This window comes from Silvimonas sp., assembly GCF_031291215.1.
In the GTDB taxonomy this organism is placed as follows: Bacteria; Pseudomonadota; Gammaproteobacteria; order Burkholderiales; family Chitinibacteraceae; genus Silvimonas; species Silvimonas soli.
Map to the genome: position 1 here is coordinate 63,002 of NZ_JARLJK010000009.1, position 14,282 is coordinate 77,283.

Annotated in this window: 13 protein-coding genes; 9 read left to right on the forward strand and 4 right to left on the reverse strand. The window is 57.9% G+C overall.

Annotated elements, in window-relative coordinates; genetic code table 11:
- The first annotated feature begins 249 nt into the window (after positions 1-249).
- The 9 genes from P4L78_RS00490 to P4L78_RS00530 all read left to right on the forward strand — a co-directional run bounded on the left by P4L78_RS00490 (position 250) and on the right by P4L78_RS00530 (position 10,062).
- The gene (locus tag P4L78_RS00490) at positions 250-1,899 is read left to right on the forward strand and encodes a secretin N-terminal domain-containing protein (protein ID WP_309326242.1); all 1,650 of its coding nucleotides are present in this window, start codon (positions 250-252) and stop codon (positions 1,897-1,899) included.
- A gap of 208 nt (positions 1,900-2,107) precedes the next feature.
- A complete protein-coding gene (locus tag P4L78_RS00495; protein WP_309326244.1) occupies positions 2,108-3,790 on the forward strand; it encodes a GspE/PulE family protein in 1,683 nt (560 codons plus the stop codon).
- 6 nt (positions 3,791-3,796) lie between these two features.
- Positions 3,797-4,996: a type II secretion system F family protein gene (locus tag P4L78_RS00500; protein ID WP_283150907.1), complete on the forward strand. Its 1,200-nt coding sequence runs from the start codon at positions 3,797-3,799 to the stop codon at positions 4,994-4,996.
- Between the two features lie 101 nt (positions 4,997-5,097).
- A complete protein-coding gene (locus P4L78_RS00505; protein ID WP_309326245.1) occupies positions 5,098-6,375 on the forward strand; it encodes a hypothetical protein in 1,278 nt (425 codons plus the stop codon).
- Positions 6,375-6,938: a hypothetical protein gene (locus P4L78_RS00510; protein WP_309326247.1), complete on the forward strand. Its 564-nt coding sequence runs from the start codon at positions 6,375-6,377 to the stop codon at positions 6,936-6,938. The genes P4L78_RS00505 and P4L78_RS00510 overlap by 1 nt, the downstream gene beginning before the upstream one ends.
- Entirely contained in the window at positions 6,935-7,192 is a 258-nt protein-coding gene (locus P4L78_RS00515) for a hypothetical protein (RefSeq protein ID WP_283150904.1), read from the forward strand. The genes P4L78_RS00510 and P4L78_RS00515 overlap by 4 nt, the downstream gene beginning before the upstream one ends.
- Entirely contained in the window at positions 7,189-8,628 is a 1,440-nt protein-coding gene (locus P4L78_RS00520) for a hypothetical protein (RefSeq protein ID WP_309326248.1), read from the forward strand. Before P4L78_RS00515 ends, P4L78_RS00520 begins: the two co-directional genes overlap by 4 nt.
- Positions 8,591-9,292, forward strand: a complete 702-nt coding sequence (locus tag P4L78_RS00525) for a prepilin-type N-terminal cleavage/methylation domain-containing protein (RefSeq protein WP_309326249.1) — start codon at positions 8,591-8,593, stop codon at positions 9,290-9,292. Before P4L78_RS00520 ends, P4L78_RS00525 begins: the two co-directional genes overlap by 38 nt.
- Before the next feature lie 119 nt (positions 9,293-9,411).
- The gene (locus P4L78_RS00530) at positions 9,412-10,062 is read left to right on the forward strand and encodes a prepilin-type N-terminal cleavage/methylation domain-containing protein (protein ID WP_309326250.1); all 651 of its coding nucleotides are present in this window, start codon (positions 9,412-9,414) and stop codon (positions 10,060-10,062) included.
- A 73-nt stretch (positions 10,063-10,135) separates the two neighbouring features.
- Here the strand turns inward: P4L78_RS00530 and P4L78_RS00535 are convergent, their stop codons facing one another.
- From P4L78_RS00535 to glyS, 4 genes are read right to left on the reverse strand one after another with little or no spacing between them, the layout of a single operon-like run.
- Positions 10,136-10,834: a M48 family metallopeptidase gene (locus P4L78_RS00535; RefSeq protein ID WP_283150900.1), complete on the reverse strand. Its 699-nt coding sequence runs from the start codon at positions 10,832-10,834 to the stop codon at positions 10,136-10,138.
- Complete coding sequence (locus P4L78_RS00540; protein WP_283150899.1) at positions 10,815-11,561, reverse strand: 1-acyl-sn-glycerol-3-phosphate acyltransferase; 747 nt, start codon at positions 11,559-11,561, stop codon at positions 10,815-10,817. Before P4L78_RS00540 ends, P4L78_RS00535 begins: the two co-directional genes overlap by 20 nt.
- A gap of 44 nt (positions 11,562-11,605) precedes the next feature.
- Complete coding sequence (gmhB, locus tag P4L78_RS00545) at positions 11,606-12,160, reverse strand: D-glycero-beta-D-manno-heptose 1,7-bisphosphate 7-phosphatase (protein ID WP_309326251.1); 555 nt, start codon at positions 12,158-12,160, stop codon at positions 11,606-11,608.
- A gap of 58 nt (positions 12,161-12,218) precedes the next feature.
- Positions 12,219-14,279 (reverse strand): glycine--tRNA ligase subunit beta, encoded by a 2,061-nt coding sequence (gene glyS / locus P4L78_RS00550; protein WP_309326252.1) that lies wholly within the window; start codon positions 14,277-14,279, stop codon positions 12,219-12,221.
- Between the last annotated feature and the right edge of the window lie 3 nt (positions 14,280-14,282).

Consider the following 14,282-nt stretch of genomic DNA (forward strand, 5'->3'; position numbering starts at 1 on the left):
TTCGTCATGGGTCGCTGGCCTGATGCTGTGTCGGGCCGATACAAAATGGGCAAAACGGTAAGATTCACATTGTTCGGGATGTTGCTGATTTGTTGCGTACTGGTCGGCTGCGGCACGACCGGTCGTCCAAGCCCACTTCCAATGGGCCATTTGTCGGATACACCCCTGCCAGTTCATGCAGACGCAGCTGTCCCCACGTCTGTTCCTCCCGCCATCCCCACCCCGAACCGTCCCAAATTGTTTTCCGTCGTGGCCTATAAGCTGCCGGTGGCATCGTTGTTGTTTACCCTGGCGCGTGACGCCAAGGTAAACCTCGACGTGCATCCCGCAATTGGCGGCGAAGTCACCCTGAATGCATTGAATCAGACCTTGCCGCAGATTCTTGAGCGGGTGGCCAGGCAGGTACCGCTGCGCTGGACGTTGGAAAGTGGGGTGTTAACTGTCATGCCCGATGAACCTTATTGGGCGAACTACCATATCGACTATTTCAACCTGTCGCGCAAAGTGCGTTCCTCGGTCAGCCTGGCCAACTCGGTTTCAGGGACTGGGGGTAGCGTCAGCAATGAACGAACAGGCAGTGCAATCAATAGCTCCACCACCGAGATCGAATCCACCGCCGACAATATGTTCTGGGAGCGTCTGGAGGCCCATCTAAAAGCCATGCTGCAAGTGACTGAGCGGCCAGTGGCTGCAGCGGTCCAGGTCTCTTCGCCAACCGGGTTGCCGCTTCTGGCTGGCACTTCGACTGCAGGCAAAACGACCTCGGCGATCGACGTGGCCGAAAAACTGTCGCGTATCGAAAAAAATCTAGCCGAGGCAGGCCGGGCGCGGGCAGAGAGCAAAACTGGTGAGCACATCGCCGTACCGGCCACGACCGAATCGCACAAACCTGGCAGACTGGTGCTGGTGCACCCCGAAACCGGGGTTATCGGCGTTTATGCCACTGCGACAGAACAGTTGCAGGTCGCCAGCTTTATCAACTCTCTGGGTGCCAATGCCCAACGCCAGGTGCTGATAGAAGCCACGATTGTGGAAGTGGCTTTATCGGATCACTACCAGGCGGGTATCGACTGGGGCTGGCTCGCGGCTTCCGATAAAGGCTGGCAGGTTTCGCAGCAAACCACAGGCAACAACTTGGGTGACGTGCCGCTGGCCCTGATCAGCAAAGGCAATCCACTGTTGAGTGGTTTCAATCTCACCGTAAAACTACTCGAACAATTTGGCCGCACCCGGGTTTTATCCAGCCCCAAAATCGTTGCGATCAATAATCAGCCCGCCGTGATGAAGGTGGTGGATGAACAGGTTTATTTCACGCTGGATCTAACTGAAGACCAGAACAGCAATGGCGATATCACGCGCCGCCACTACGCCAGCAAACTGCACACAGTGCCGGTGGGGCTGGTACTGCAGGTACTCACACAGGTATCGGCCACGGGTGAAATCGCGCTGAATGTGCGGCCGACCATCACCAATATCCGCTCCTGGGTTGAAGACCCAGCCGTGGCGCTGATGTCGCGAGACATGCAAAAGCCGGTGGTTAGCCAGGTGCCGGTATTACAGGTGCGTGAGTTCGACTCCACGCTGCATGTGCCGTCAGGCCAGTTGGCCATGTTGGGCGGACTGATCCAGGATGCCAGTACCAATGCGCGCACCGGATTGCCCGGGTTGTCCCGTGTTGCTGGCCTGGGTGACTTGTTCAGCTATCGCGACGACCAGACCAGACGGATCGAACTGGTGATTTTCCTGCGCCCACGGGTGATTGATGGTTCGACTCCGAATTCCACCTTGGCACAAACCGGCATCCAGCCTCCTGGTGATACCTTCTTTTCTGCTGCGGCCGGTAACGACCTTTCAGCATTTGCCAACGGCAGCGTGCAAGCTCCGGAAGTAACGCCATGATGCCGCCACGTCTGGTCGTTGCCGCGATCTTTCTTCTGCTCGCCATAGTGTCCGGCCTGCGTTGGCCGACAGCACCAGCAGCCCCGCAAATATCGATATCTGCGACAGAAACCTCCGCCCAGCACCAAGCGAGATATACCGCTTGGTTACAGCGCCACAACGCGCTGCGGGCAAGTGCCTCCACCCTCGGCGCCAGGGCAGACAAGCAATGACCACACATCGCATGCAAGTGGGGCAATTCGGCCGTTATTTGCTGGAGCGCCAATGGGTGGCTGCGGATCAGATGCAAATCGCGCTGGCGGAACAGCGGCGCACCGGTTTGCTGATTGGACAGCAACTCTTGCTGCTCGGATTCTTGTCTGAACAGCAACTGGATACGGCGTTGGCTGAGCAACACGTTAACGCGATGCCAGCACCTGAACATTTTGTTGCGGACGATATTGCCATTGGTCTTGTGCCAGAAGCGGTGGCCCGGCAGTACGGTTTTTATCCAATCGCTTGGGAGCCCATTGAGGCGGCGTTATTGATTGGTCTGGTTGACCCAAACCAACCGATGCTGCTGGATCGGTTGCGCTGGCTGGTGCCACAGGCGCGCCGGGTCGAGGCAAGGCTGATTAGCGAATCTCGCCTGGCCTTGCGCCTGGATGCTTGTTATCCACGTGAGTTGGGCATTGAGGCTTTACTCGACCAAATTGACGCGCTTGCAGACCAGGCCCAAACCGGTCATGGGCGGGTGGGCTCGCTCGTACAGGCATTTATTGAGGATGCGGCCAGACAAAGCGCATCTGATATCCACTTTGAGCCAGAACTTGCGTTTGTGCGCGTCCGGTATCGGGTCGATGGCGTCATGCGCGCGGTGCGTGTGGTGCATGAGAGGTTCTGGGGCATGATGCTGGTCCGGCTCAAGGGGCTGGCCGGGATGGATATTGCGGAAAATAGGGCAGCGCAAGATGGGCGCTTCAGCGTGGATTGCGGCCATCGCCAACTGGATATTCGCGCCGCCTGCATGCCGACGGTAACGGGTGAGAACCTGGTGTTGCGCATACTCGAGCGCAATCGCGGCTTGCTGGCGTTAGACCAGTTGGGTTTGCCACCCAAAGCGTTGAAAGGACTGCTGCAACTGATCCAGCGCCCGGCTGGGCTGATCTTGATGACTGGCCCGACCGGCTCTGGCAAAACCACCACCTTGTATTCAATTCTGGCTCATCTCAAAAGCGAGCGCGTCAATATCATGGCGCTGGAGGACCCGGTCGAATACAAGCTCGACGGGGTCCGGCAGAGTTCAATGGGTGAAGGCTCGCGTCTGGATTTCGATGAGGGTGTCCGTGCGCTGCTGCGTCAGGACCCGGACATTATCCTGATCGGTGAAATCCGGGATGCTCAGACTGCCGCCGTGGCTTTACGGGCCGCCATGACAGGGCATCTGGTGTTTGCGACATTGCATGCCAATTCGGCGCTCGGGGCAGTTCCGCGCCTGCTGGATCTGGGGGTAAGCCCTGCGTTGCTGGCCGAAAATTTGCTGGGAGTCATAGCCCAGCGTCTGGTGCGCAAGTTATGCGTAGCCTGCCGCGAACCAGTAGCAGCAGACGCTATCTTGGCGAGAATTGTGGAAAGCGCGCCTGAGAGCCCGGTATATCGTGCGGTGGGATGCCCACGATGTGGCGACAGTGGGTATCGCGGCCGTCTTGCAGTCATGGAGCAATTGTTTGTGGTGCCGGAACTGGCCGCATTGCTGCTCCAGCCTGCGAAACGCATGCAGGCTTTGGATATGGCTCGCCAACTTGGCTTTCAGCCCTTGCAGGAGCAATTGATTAACCGGGTGTTGTCCGGCCAGACGGACACGGCTGAAGCCTGTCGGGTGGCCGACTTTTCAGCCCAGTTTTTGCGGTGATTGCCCATGCGCTACCGCTATCACGCCATCGACAAGCAAGGCCGGCCTAGCCGGGGTGAACGCAATGTTGCTTCACACGTCGAGCTGGAAAAAGAGTTGCAGGCCAGCGGTCTGACGCTGCTGCAGGCACAACGGCAGGGCAACGCTTTGGGCGTGTTCCGCCGCAAAACTGCGCGCTGGCGTGATCTGGCTGATTTCTGCTTTCATTTGAGCCAGATGCTGCAGGCCGGAATTCCATTACTCGATAGCCTGACTCAATTGCGCAATGCATTGGCTGCGGGTGTTCTGGCAGATGCAGTACCTCTTGTGCTGCAGCAAATTCACGAGGGCTCAACGTTTTCCCAAGCACTGGAGACGCACGCAACGTGTTTCGGGCCACTGCTGCTTAATGGGGTGAGGGCGGGCGAAGCCAGCGGACAACTGGTGGAAGTGCTGGCTGATTTGCATGGCTATTTCCTGTGGCGCGATGAAGTCGCCGAGCAAACTGGCAAGGCTTTCTACTACCCGGTTTTTGCCGCCACGGTGATGCTGGCGGCCACGTTATTTTTGCTAACCAGCGTGATGCCGCAAGTACAGGATTTTGTCGCGGACACTGGTGGGAAATTACCGTTGGCCACGCGGGCACTGCTGCTCGCAACAGGATTACTTAGTCACTACGGCTGGGCCATCTTGTCACTTGCGCTGACGAGCCTTGCGGGTCTGATCTGGGCAATCAAAACGAGCTCCCGAGTTGCGGCTGGCTGTGACCGGTTTTTACTCGATTTGCCACTTCTTGGCACGCTCAGACTCAAGAGCGCATTGGGGCAGTACGCCCAGAGCCTGGGACTGCTTTACGACGCCGGAGTGCCGCTACTGGATGCTTTGAGAATTGCCCAATCGGCAGTGACCAGCATCCAGTTACGCGCGCTCCTGCAGCAAGCCCGCTTGCGCATCGAAGAAGGAGCCAGCTTGGGGCAGGCATTTGCGAGTACCTCTTTGCTGCCTGACTTACTGATGGCAATGCTGCGAACCGGCGAGCAAACCGGCCATTTGGGCGCAGCACTGCGCCAGGTCGCCCACTACTACCAGCGCGACGTAAAGCTGATTGCCCAGCGTATCCATAGTCTGATCGAACCCTGCATAACCGTCGTTCTGGGTGGTTTGCTTGGCTGGATCATGCTCGCCGTGTTGGGCCCGGTGTTCGATAACCTGGGTCGATTACGATGAGAACAAAAACAGTGGTGATGGTTGGCGCTGCATTTGTTCGTACGGGTCACTGTGCCGGCGCCCGTTGGCAGTGGCATGCGCAAATACCGCTGCAGGCCGACATGCTGGCTCAAGTCCTGTCCTGCCTACCGCTAAAAGCTGAGCCGGTAACAATCGTGCTTGATTTGCCTGAGCAGGATTATCTGATCGAACCGTTGCCGGTGCTGAAAAAAAGGGACTACTCGTCTTATCTGCAGAGTCGGGCCCGACAGATATTCCCTGGTTGTCCAGGAGGTTCGGGCCGGAGTATGCCAAGCGTAACACCCACAATGGCAGTCTTCGGTGGCATGGCGCAGTCGACACTGATAGCAGACCTGCTGGATGGCTTGGTCGCCGCTGGGCACGTGATCGACTGCGTATGTTTTTACGCTGACCTCGTAGCCACTATCCGTTACAAAGCGGTGGGGCCACAGTTATGGGTGCTTCCTGGTCTCGGTGGTGGCGTGCGCCACGTACTCGCCCGAGATGGGCTGGCGTTGTTTACCCGGCTTTGCCAGGAGACGGACGAGCAATCACCACACGGCTTGGCGCAGGATATTGCCAATACCTGTGCTCATCTGGAGAGCCGGATGTTGCTGGGCACTGAGCAGCAGTTGGTGATCCGCCTCTCTCACAATATTGCGGAACAACTGACGGAAGTGCCCGCCGCATCGCTGCCCGTGTTTCCGGGGATGCCGCCCCACCAACTGGTGGTCGAGTCAGAACCAAAAAATAGCAGGTCCAGACTTTTGCAGCGAAGGGCCTTGGTTCGCAATGCTTTGCCACTCCCTGCACATTTGTTGGTGGTGCAACGGCGATACCAGTTAGCGCGACGGTTTGCCGTGGCCAGTTGGGGAATAGCGGTACTCAGCGGTATTTATTGCGGGCTCCTGCTTGCTTACTCAATACAGGTGCGCGCTGAAATGAAAGGCCTGCTGATGCCAACCCAGCCGCCCCGAGCGCTGATTGCAGAGTCTGACGCCCATATTGATCAGGCAGTTGTGCAACTGTTCCGCAAATATCCCGCCGATATTCCGGATATGCAGTCGGCTTTGCAGTCGCTCAGTACGGTGTTACTGGCATTCCCCCAATTGCAGCTTGACGCGGTGGATTGGGAGCCCGTTGACGAGGCTGATGTCGTTGCTGCGGGGATAAAGCGGCAATTGCGCCTCGTGCTGCTTGCCGATGACGGCTCCAGTGAGACCTCAACGTTTAACACTTTCAAAAAAAGCATGCTGGAACAAGGTGCGGCAGCAGTGTCCAGAACAGCTCCTGCAGTAGCAGATGCCAGGCCTGAGTCCAATCGGCACTGGCACTGGTTGATTGCCTTTGCGTCATTACATCCCGCAGGTGCACGGTAATGCAAAGGCATTTAGTGCGATCTTATCTGGCGAGTAGCGCACTAGTGCTGGCCTCCCTGATTCTGGCTGGAGTAGCCACATGGCGTTTGCTTGCGCTGCAACATGCGCAGGACGAATGGATTGAATATCGCCAGCAGAGCCAGCAGCAACCCAAACCGGTCTGGTTAAGTGCCGAGGACCGCGCGCGGCTCAAACAACTGGCTGAACGAGGCGCCTTGCAACCTGCAGATGCCAAAGTAATAGAGGACTGGGTGGCAGGGGCGGTTGATGGGCAATTCGAAATCATCCATTCACAATTTGCCAAACCCCTGCCTGCAGGGCCAGTTCAAGGGGCGTGGCGTTTGGTGGCAGTGGCGCTGGAGTTCGATGTCTGGCTCATGCATGAGCAAGCACTCTCCAGGTTCTGGTCTCGTCTCGAAACCCTCCCGGGCTGGCTGGATGTGCCGACGTGTCACCTTACTCGAAGCACTACCACAGACCATCCGTCCGGCATTGTTATGCATTGCTCCGGCGAAGTGATCGGTTTTGGCCCGAACGTGCCTGGCGGGGCGTTGCAGCCATGAAATCTGTCGTGATTCTGCTCTTGTGTATCGCATTGCCAGCCGTGGCTGCCGAGTGGGGCCGGTTGTTTTATTCGCAGCAAGAACGCGCGGCCATGACCATCGCATCTATGCCCGCCGTAAGCGTTATTCATGTTTTGAGTGCGCAAACAATTGCTGACGGACACATTCGGCATTGGGTCGATGCGGCATCACAACCTGTGATATCTGTCCCTGCGCATGTGCGGGTCGGTGATGAATGGCAGGAGGGGCCATGAACCGCTACCGGCGTTCAGCCCCACGGTCATTGCGATGCCAGCGCGGCGTTACTGCACTGCTGATGCTGACGTTGCTGTGCGGCGTGTTTCTCTGGCAGATCCAAAGTCTTCTGGCACAAGTAAGCCCGGTAGAACGGCGCGAGGAAGTAACCCGCCGGGCCTTGGCGGATGCGCGCAGCGCATTGCTGGCGTGGTCAGTGCAAAACGGTGGGCTGAGTGGTTCGGGTTCCACCAATCTGGCGCGTCCCGGCGCTTTTCCGTGCCCGGACAGCAAAGACCCCGCTAGTGACCGTGCGGGTTATCAGGGCGATGCGGCGGGAACATGCACGAAAGCCGCTTTGCGCTTGGGGCGTATTGCCCACCGGACAATGTTGCACGCCCCTTTTCTGGACGGCAGCGGCGAGCGCTTGTGGATGGCTGTCGTGGAAGGCTTTGAAGAAAGTAACTCAAGCATTCTTAATCCGGATTTCGTTCCCAAATCCGCCTGGTTTCAGGCGTGGGATGCCTCTGCGCACAGCGCGTTAACTGCCCAGACTGATCCTGCAGTCGTCGTCATTTTTGCACCGGGTGTGGCGCTGCCTAACCAAAAACGTGGCACTGCGGCAGACAAAGTCAACGCATCTAACTATCTCGAAAGTGCCAGTACAACAGACGGTAGTTTCAGCAATCTGGATATGAGCAAAGGCGCGTTTGTCGGCGGCGATATTCGCGACGCCAGGCAAAAATTGATCCTCAATGACCGGGTGGCGGTGATCCGGCGTAGCGAATTGATGCAGGCGGTTTCGCTGCGTGCATTGCGGGATTATCAACGCTTGCTGGAATGGTGGCGGCTGTACAAAGGAGCCGGAAAACTGCCACATCCAGCCAGGTTTGATGACCCGGCCTGCGTCGATATTGCTACAAAAACCAACGCCAATGATTGCGTGCCAGATCCGGCGGTTTGCCGTGGGCGCTTGCCCAAATCGATCTGGCTGATTAATGAGGTGAGCAAGCAGGTGGGCGCCAACGCGACCGAGCGCTTCAAATGGCTGTATCGCAATCGCTGGGAACAGCAGTTTTATTACAGCGTGAACGCCGATGCAATTGCGCCACCGGCAATGGGTTGCAGTGTGTCATCGACAATTGTTACCACCAGCGGGACAGTGCGCGCTGACGCGATCATGGTCAGCCCCGGCTGGCCGCTGTCTGGCCAGGCTCGGAGCACCTCCACGGATAAATCCAATCTCGCCAATTATCTGGAGGCTGTGACGGGGTTTGTCGATCCGCGAACCGGCGCATTGAATAGCGCGATCAATCAGCAAGGATGGCAAACGCAGACTGGCGAAACAGAAATGCTGGCGGTTCCCGCGCTGTCCAGCAATGACCGGATTTACCGCTGGCTAAAACCTGGATCAGACAATGGCTTCACCGCGCCACAATGGTTTCTCGCTCGTTGAAATGGCGGTGGTATTGGCCGTGCTGGGGCTACTGATGGCCGGTGCTCTGGGGGCGATCCGCTTGTCACAAGAGGTGCAACGCGTACGTTCCACGCAAGATCAACTCGCGGCAATCAAGCAAACCTTGCTCGGGTATGCGGTGCGCAATGGCCGCTTGCCCTGTGCCGCGCAAGTTGGCGCGGAGGCGACCGGGCTGGAAATGCGTGAAGCAACCACCGGTAGATGTGCCTATCTGCAGGGTTACTTGCCATGGGCGACGCTGGGATTGGGGCACGTGGACGCTTGGGGCAGGCCGTTTACCTATCGGGTTAGCGAGGCATTTGCCGGGCCGAATACCAACAAGTCTGAAGAAGTCCTGCTGGCGCCGGGAATGGTATTTCATCTGCTCACGCTGGGGGACCTGGAAATCTACCCCAGCGCCAATAGCCAGGACTACCTCGCAAGCGCGGTTGCCGTGGTGATTGTGTCGCACGGCGCCCATGGCCCCGGGCCGCTTGAAGGCAAAGGGAATCCAGATGAGTTGGTAAATGCCAGCGACAGCAAAATGTTTATCAGCAAGCCGCGCGTTGATGAGCCCGCCACCAACGCCTATGACGATTTGACTGAGTGGATCAACCCCAGTCAATTGATTGCCGAGGCAATTAGTGCGGGCAGATTGCCGTAACTCGGCTCGCCGCCAATCTAACCAATAACTACAAGCAACGTTTCCACAGAAATACGCCAGCACTCCTTGCATTTTCAGGTAGTTACAACCGCACAAATGAAAATGAGGAGTTAGATTTTATGAGGTACTCTACGTATCGAGGCCACTCGCGCCAGGCCGGTTTTACCTTGGTGGAGATGGCAACCGTACTGGTTATTGTCGGTTTGTTGTTGGGCATGGCGTTTAAGGGTAAAGACCTGATTGATGGTGCGCGGGTCAAAAGCATTTACGCCAGTTCCAGCAAAATTCAGACTGCCATGCAGGTCTTCTTTGAACGTTATCAGGCATACCCGGGAGATGGCTGCAGCAGCACGGCGAAGACTCCGGCCGAGTGCGTTGGCGACGCCAGCAATCCCAAAGATGGTTTGATACTTGGTGAAGCAGAAGCCTCGCAATTCTGGAGCATGCTGATCCAGAACAGCAGACTGTTAGCTGCTGCTGACCAGAAGATGCCTGGTGGTGTTTTGTGGGCGGTGGCTAAAGGCGAAGACGGCAAAGGTGGCACAGCAGCAGGTTCTAGCTGGCTGGTTGCGCAAGGGTTGGACGAAAAAGTGGTCGATATTCGTTACGCATGCGCACTCGATCAGCAGTTTGACGATGGTGATCCCACCACGGGCGAAATCCGTAGCAGCGCGACGGGAACCAAGGATAGTCCCACGGGCTATAGCGCTGATGCCGATTGCTGGAGTAAATCCGGTTCCGCCGCATTATCGATTCGGCTTCTGCCTTGAGCGGTAGGCGCTCGCCATTAAAAAGGCCGCATAAAGCGGCCTTTTTTTGTGTAAACCAGGTTCACTCTACAGGCTAACCATGCAGCGCATTGCCGTGCTGCCGTAACCACTGTCGCTGGGTTTTCCAGTCGGGCACGATTTTTTCGACTTCGGCCCAGAAGCGGGGAGAGTGGTTCATCTCTCGCAAGTGCGCCAGCTCATGCACGATGACGTAGTCCACTACGGCTGGCGGCGCTTGCATCAGGCGCCAATGGATACGCACATCGCCGGCTGCAGTACATGATCCCCAACGCGTCCCGGCGGAGGTCAACAAGACCCGCTTGGGGCTGACCCGCATCAATGGCGCAAAGAAGGCGGCGCGCTGGGCAAAATAGACGCGCGCTGCGGCTTGGCTGAAGCGTACAAATGCAGCCAGTACGGCTGCAGGCTCACCGGTTTTACTGGCCAGTGCCAGAGTTTGATCGGAGAGTCTGCTGCGTGGGGCAGGGGCGATGATCTGGCAGGGCTGGCCTAGCCACTGGACGGTGGCGCCAGCCTGCAAAGGGTTCGGCGTAACCTGCGGCAGGTTTTGCAATTTGCTCAGGTGCCCGCGTATCCACGCCAGCTTGGCGCGGATGGCCCGCTCGGCGTCGGCCAAGGTGGCGCGAGTGGGGATCACCAGCGTGAGCCCGGAGCGGTCTACTTTGAGGCCGATTGATCGACGACGGGCGCTGCGAGTCAGTTCGTACTCCAGCATCTCGCCGTTCTGCAACTCAAGCTTTTGCTTGCTCATTTCCGGGAAAGCATGGGCCGGCACCTTCGATGCGGCTTTGTTCGGTTTCGATCCAGGTTTCCGCTGCGGCCATGAGTTCGTCGGGCGTGCGTCCGGTCGTTTCAATAACCGGGCCAATGGCCATGGTGATTACGCCTGGATATTTGAGGAACGAGTTGCGCGGCCAGAATTCACCAGCGTTGACCGCCACGGGAACGATCGGGATATCCAGGCTACTAGCGAGTCGGGCGCCGCCTTGTTTGTACTTGCCTCGCTGGCCCGGCGCAATACGCGTGCCTTCCGGGAAAATGGCGATCCACAAACCAGCCGCAACCCGGTCACGGCCTTGTTCCATCAACAAACGTTGGGCTTCGGCGCGGGCAGAGCGGTCAATGGCAATCGGCGCGGCAGCGCGCAAGCCCCAGCCAAAAAACGGAATCTTGAACAGTTCGCGCTTCACCACAAACACCATCGGCGGGAACACCAATTGCAAGCCCAGGGTTTCCCAAGCGGATTGGTGTTTGCACATGATCATTGCCGGGCCTGGCGGGATATTCTCGCGGCCGGTTACCTGGTATTTCAGGCCGCAAATGCGCTCCAGCAACCACAGCAGAGTCACGCACCAAGTCGAGATGATCTTGACGCGGGTTCTGGGCGGCAGCGGCAAAATCAGAAAGCACAGCAGGGCGTACAGCGGGGTAACGATGCTGAAGAACAGCCAGTAAATGAGAGAGCGCAACAACACCATGACTTGGGTACTTCCTTGCTGATTCGCGTGCGCGAACGGATTAATCAGTTGCTCGTGAGCAGATGCCGCGCCACGGCGGCGAGATCGTTGAACACCAGTGTGCCTGCTGGCATTTTGCCTGCGGCTTCGGTTTTGGCGCCGTTGCCGGTGCGTACCAGAATGGCTTTGCCGCCTGCGTTGGCAATGCACTCCAGGTCGCGCAGACTGTCGCCCACCATGATGCATTCGGCAGGCTGGATGTTATAGCGCCGTACGATATCCAGGATCATGCCGGGCAGTGGCTTGCGACAGGTGCATTGATCTTCAGGTGCGTGCGGACAGAAAAATACTGCGTCGATATGCCCACCGGCCTCGTTCACTGCTTTGTACATGGCGGCGTGGATGCGGTTAAGCATCTCCACGTTGTAATAGCCACGAGCCACGCCGGATTGATTGGTGGCGACCACCAGCGACCAGCCCGCCCGTGTCAGCTCGCCAATGGCTTCCAGGCTGCCAGGGATGGGAATCCACTCAGCGGGTGATTTGATGTAGTTGGGGTCGTCTTCATTGATGACCCCGTCACGATCAAGAATCAGCAGTTTAAGTTGCATATGGGCCATGACCATTCAGGTTGGCCGCGCCAGCTGGATTGGCTGAGCGCGGTTCGCATTACACAGCTTATTCGGCCAGCAGCGACAGCTCTGCCACACGGTTCATCAACTCAGCCAGACCTGCCAGCAGTGCCAGACGGTTACCACGCACAGCGGCATCTTCTGCCATGACCATAACGCCATCAAAGAACGCATCGACCGGCGCTTTGAGCGCGGCCAATTGCTTGAGCGCGCCAGTAAAGTCTTGCGTCGCCAGTGCATTGTTGACCGGGCCGGTAATGGTTTGGGCGGCGGCATGCAAAGCGCTTTCTGCGGGCTCGGCAAACAAGGCCGGATTCAATGCCGGAATCTCGCCTTCCACTTTTTTCAGGATATTGCGGATACGCTTGTTGGCTGCTGCCAATGCTGCGGCTTCTGGCAGCGCTTTGAACTCGGCCACTGCCGCCAGGCGTTTCTGGATGTCGTCAAGGCGGGCCGGTTTGAACGCCAGCACGGCTTCGATATCGGCCGCCGGGTAATCGGCCGCCAGATAGTTCTTCAGGCGTTCCTGCATGAAATCAAACACGCCATCAGGCACATTGGCGCTAACCACGCCCGCCGGGAAGGTGGCCGCAGTACTGACCAGCAACGCTTTCAGATTCAAAGGCAAGGTGAGCAACATGCGCAGCACGCCTAAGGCGGCGCGGCGCAGGCCGAACGGGTCTTTGTCGCCGGTCGGGATCAAACCAATGCCATAGATTCCGACGATGGATTCGAGCTTGTCGGCCAGAGCGGCGGCCAGAGCAATCGGGCCTTCCGGCAGCGTGTCGCCGGCAAAACGAGGGTGGTAGTGGCCTTCGATAGCGCGCGCGACTTGTTCGTCTTCGCCGTCGATGCGGGCGTAGTACATGCCCATGATGCCTTGCAGTTCCGGGAACTCGCCGACCATATCGGATACCAGATCGGCCTTGGCCAGGTAGGCGGCCCGTTCGGCCAGTTTGCGGTCTGCACCCAAAGCGGCGGCGATTTCACCGGCCAGCTTGGTCAGGCGTTCCACGCGCTCAAACTGGCTACCAATCTTGTTGTGGTAAACCACTTGATGCAGCTTGCCCACGCGGCCTTCCAGCTTGATTTTCTGGTCTTGCTGGAAGAAGAACTGCGCATCAGACAGCCGTGCGCGCAACACGCGCTCGTTGCCGTGGATGATGTTGGATGGGTCGGCGGTTTCGAGGTTGGATACCACCAGAAATTTCGGCAGCAGCTTGCCGTTGGCGTCGAGAAGCGGGAAGTATTTCTGATGTTGCTGCATCGACAGAATCAGGCATTCCTGCGGTACTTTCAGGAAGTCCGCACTGAATTCGCCGGTGTAGACAACAGGCCATTCAACCAGCGCGGTGACTTCGTCGAGCAAACCGTCGGACGGGGCGATGGTGGCATCAATGGCGTGCGCGGCGCTGGTCAGACGATCTTCGATCAAATGGCGGCGTGCGGCAAAACTGGCGACCACTTTGCCGCTTTCGTACAGGGTTCTGGCGTAACCGTCGGCACTGCTCAGGCTGATTTCGCCTGTCGACAAGAAACGATGTCCACGCGTCACCCGGCCTGCATCCAGATGCAGAGCTTTAGCCGGGATCACGTCGTTGCCATGCAGAGCGATCAGGCCGTGAATCGGGCGGATAAACTGACCATCGCGATTGCCCCAACGCATCATTTTGGGCGCGGGCAGTTTTTTGAGTGCCAGTTCGACCAGAGCAGACAATACACCAGACAATGGCTCGCCCGGCTTGGTGGCGCGGAAAACAAAAATATCCTGCTTGCCGTCGTGGGTTTTTTCCAGTTGCTCGGGCGTTACGCCGCAAGAACGGGCAAAGCCGGCCAGCGCTGGCGTAGGCTGACCATCCTTGAAGCCCGCAGCAACGGCTGGGCCTTTCTTTTCGATTTGCTGTTCCGGTTGCACTGCCAGCACGTTGGGGATCGATACCGCCAGACGGCGCGGGCTGGCGAAAGGGTGGAACTCCACGTCTTTGTCCACGAAGCCCAGTTTGCTCAGTTCGTCAAACAGCGTTTGCGCGAACGAAGCGCCCAGGCGCGGGAGTGCCTTAGGCGGCAGTTCTTCGGTGAAAAGTTCGATCAGCAGGGTTTGCGACATCGT

What these genes read in the sequence shown, in the direction of transcription:
- P4L78_RS00495 (WP_309326244.1), top strand. Translation starts at nt 2,108, where the DNA reads ATGACCACACATCGCATGCAAGTGGGGCAATTCGGCCGTTATTTGCTG.
- P4L78_RS00500 (WP_283150907.1), top strand. Translation starts at nt 3,797, where the DNA reads ATGCGCTACCGCTATCACGCCATCGACAAGCAAGGCCGGCCTAGCCGG.
- P4L78_RS00505 (WP_309326245.1), top strand. Translation starts at nt 5,098, where the DNA reads ATGCTGGCTCAAGTCCTGTCCTGCCTACCGCTAAAAGCTGAGCCGGTA.
- P4L78_RS00510 (WP_309326247.1), top strand. Translation starts at nt 6,375, where the DNA reads ATGCAAAGGCATTTAGTGCGATCTTATCTGGCGAGTAGCGCACTAGTG.
- P4L78_RS00515 (WP_283150904.1), top strand. Translation starts at nt 6,935, where the DNA reads ATGAAATCTGTCGTGATTCTGCTCTTGTGTATCGCATTGCCAGCCGTG.
- P4L78_RS00520 (WP_309326248.1), top strand. Translation starts at nt 7,189, where the DNA reads ATGAACCGCTACCGGCGTTCAGCCCCACGGTCATTGCGATGCCAGCGC.
- P4L78_RS00525 (WP_309326249.1), top strand. Translation starts at nt 8,591, where the DNA reads ATGGCTTCACCGCGCCACAATGGTTTCTCGCTCGTTGAAATGGCGGTG.
- P4L78_RS00530 (WP_309326250.1), top strand. Translation starts at nt 9,412, where the DNA reads ATGAGGTACTCTACGTATCGAGGCCACTCGCGCCAGGCCGGTTTTACC.
- P4L78_RS00535 (WP_283150900.1), bottom strand. Translation starts at nt 10,834, where the DNA reads ATGAGCAAGCAAAAGCTTGAGTTGCAGAACGGCGAGATGCTGGAGTAC.
- P4L78_RS00540 (WP_283150899.1), bottom strand. Translation starts at nt 11,561, where the DNA reads ATGGTGTTGTTGCGCTCTCTCATTTACTGGCTGTTCTTCAGCATCGTT.
- gmhB (WP_309326251.1), bottom strand. Translation starts at nt 12,160, where the DNA reads ATGGCCCATATGCAACTTAAACTGCTGATTCTTGATCGTGACGGGGTC.
- glyS (WP_309326252.1), bottom strand. Translation starts at nt 14,279, where the DNA reads ATGTCGCAAACCCTGCTGATCGAACTTTTCACCGAAGAACTGCCGCCT.